Here is a 3,014-nt window from a genome sequence, read left to right as displayed (position 1 = left end):
TTCATCGACCGACCGATTTTCGCGTGGGTCATCGCCATCATCATCATGCTGGCCGGCGCATTGGCCATCCGCACCCTGCCGGTCAACCAGTACCCCAACGTCGCGCCCCCGGCGATTGCCATCATGGCCCAGTACCCGGGTGCATCCGCACAAACCGTGCAGGATACCGTCACTCAGGTGATTGAGCAGCAGCTCAGTGGGCTCGACGGCTTGCGCTACATCCGTTCGGAAAGCAACTCCGATGGCTCCATCACCATCGTGGTCACCTTCGAGCAGGACATCGACCCGAACATCGCCCAGGTGCAGGTACAGAACAAGCTGGCGCTTGCGACGCCGATGCTGCCACAAGCGGTGCAGCAGCTTGGCCTCCGTGTGGTCAAGTACCAGATCAACTTCATGCTCGTCGCCGGACTGGTGTCCGAGGACGGCAAGTTGGACAACTTCGCTCTAGGTGACCTGATCGTCTCGCAATTGCAGGATCCGCTCAGCCGCACCAAGGGCGTCGGCGACTTCTTCGTGATGGGTGCGCAGAACGCGATGCGCGTGTGGCTCGACCCGATCAAGCTCAACAACTACAAGTTGATGCCCAGCGATGTGGCCGCGGCAATCCAGGCGCAAAACGTCCAGGTGTCGTCGGGGCAGTTGGGGGGGCGCCCGACGGGCGACAAGGTCGGCCTGAACGCGGCGGTGATCGGCAAGACCCTGCTGCAGACTCCAGAGCAATTCCAGGACATCCTGCTCAAGGTCAACTCGGACGGCTCGCAAGTGCGCCTGCGTGATGTGGGTGAAGTCGATCTTGGTTCTGAAAGCTACACCTTCAACACCACCGCCAACGGCAAGCCGGCGGCCGGCATCGCGCTGCGCCTGGCCAGCGGCGGCAACACGCTGGATGCGGTCAAGGCCGTGCGCGAGACCGTGTCGCAGCTCGAATCGACCCTGCCGCCAGGCGTGAAGGTGGTCTATCCCTACGACACCGCGCCGGTGGTCAGCGAATCGATCAACGGCGTGGTGCACACGCTGGTCGAGGCGATCATCCTCGTGTTCCTGATCATGTACCTGTTCCTGCAGAACTGGCGTGCCACGTTGATCCCAACGCTGGCGGTACCGGTGGTGCTGCTGGGTACCTTCGGCGTGATGGCCGCATTCGGCTTCACCATCAACATCCTGACCATGTTCGGCCTGGTGCTGGCGATCGGCCTACTGGTCGATGATGCCATCGTGGTGGTGGAAAACGTCGAACGCATCATCGCCGAGGAAGGGCTGTCTCCAGTTGAAGCAACGCGCAAGTCGATGGATCAGATTTCCGGCGCCTTGGTCGGCATCGGCCTAGTGCTGTCGGCGGTGTTCGTGCCGATGGCATTCTTCGGCGGTTCCACCGGCGTGATCTACCGCCAGTTCTCGCTGACCATCGTCTCGTCGATGGTGCTGTCGGTGCTGGTGGCACTGGTATTCACCCCGGCACTGTGCGCGACCATCCTCAAGCACGATGCGCATGGGGAAAAGAAGGGCTTCTTCGGCTGGTTCAACCGCAACTTCGAGCGCAATGCCGATCGCTATCAAGGCGGCGTTGCCCGCCTGCTCGGCGCACGCAAGCGCGGCATGGTCGCCTTCGGCGTGATCGTGCTGTTGCTGGCCGTCCTCTTCCCGCAGATCCCGACCTCGTTCCTGCCCGACGAAGATCAGGGCACCCTGCTGGTGCAGGCGGAACTGCCGTCCAATGCCACGCTGGACGAAACCGACAAGGTGCTATCCGAGGTCACTCGCTACTTCAAGGAAAACGAAAGCGAGAGCATCGAAGACGTATTCACCGTCAGCGGCTTCAGTCTTGCCGGCCGCGGCCAGAACTCGGCACTGGCCTTCGTCCAGCTCAAGCCGTGGGAAGAGCGCAAGAGCAGCGTGTTCGAAATCCAGGCCCGCGCGATGCAACATTTCGCCACGATCAAGCAGGGCATGGTGCTTGCATTCCCGCCGCCGCCCATCATGGAACTGGGCAATGCCACCGGCTTCAACCTGTTCCTGCAGGACTACAGCGGCCAAGGTCACGAACATCTGATGCAGGCACGCGGCCAGTTCCTTGCCGAAGCAGCGCAGCATCCTGCGCTGGCGCTGGTTCGTCCGAACGGCAAGGATGACGAGCCGCAATACCAGGTGCTGATCGACGACGAGAAGGCCCGTGCGCTCGGTGTGGATCTGGCCGCGATCAACGACACCATGTCCACCGCTTGGGGGTCGGCCTACGTCAACAACTTCATCGACCGTGGTCGCATCAAGCGCGTGTTCCTGCAGGGCATGGCGCAATCACGCATCACCGAGGAGGATTTCGCCCAGTGGTACGTGCGCAACGCCAACGGCGAAATGGTGTCCTTCGCCTCGTTCGCCACCGGCAAGTGGATCAAGGGTTCGCCGAAGCTTGAACGCTACAACGGCGTGCCAGCCATCGAAATCCTGGGCCAGCCTGCCCCCGGGTACAGTTCCGGCGATGCGATGCAGGCAGTCGAGGACATCGCCGCCAAGCTTCCGACCGGCGTGCAATTGGCGTGGACCGGCCAGTCCTACGAGGAACGTCTGTCCGGCTCGCAGGCCCCCGCGTTGTACGCGCTATCGATCATCGCCGTGTTCCTGTGCCTGGCGGCATTGTACGAGAGCTGGTCGGTGCCGTTCTCGGTGCTGCTTGTAATCCCGCTGGGAGTGATCGGAACCGTGCTCGCCACGCTGATGCGCGGCCTGAACAACGACGTGTTCTTCCAGATCGGCCTGCTGACCACGGTCGGCCTGGTTGCCAAGAACGCGATCCTGATCGTCGAGTTCGCCAAGGATCTGCACGAGAAGGAGGGCATTTCGCTGACCCAGGCAGCCATCCAGGCGGCACGCCTGCGTTTGCGCCCGATCATCATGACCTCGCTGGCCTTCACCATGGGCGTGTTGCCACTGATGATCTCCAGCGGTGCCAGCTCCGGCAGCAAGCACGCCATCGGTACCGGCGTGGTCGGCGGCATGGTCACGGCCACTTTCCT

1 protein-coding gene is annotated in these 3,014 nt (G+C 62.4%); it reads left to right on the top strand.

Annotation, left to right across the window (positions count from 1 at the left end):
* Positions 1–3,014, top strand: a 3,014-nt coding sequence (locus WBH99_RS00310) for an efflux RND transporter permease subunit (protein WP_424218102.1), incomplete at both ends; no start/stop codon positions are given.

It is taken from the genome of Azovibrio sp. (assembly GCF_049658005.1).
Taxonomy (GTDB): domain Bacteria; phylum Pseudomonadota; class Gammaproteobacteria; order Burkholderiales; family Rhodocyclaceae; genus Azovibrio.
Note: the sequence above shows the minus strand (reverse complement) of the source record. Positions and strands in the feature narration are given on the sequence as shown.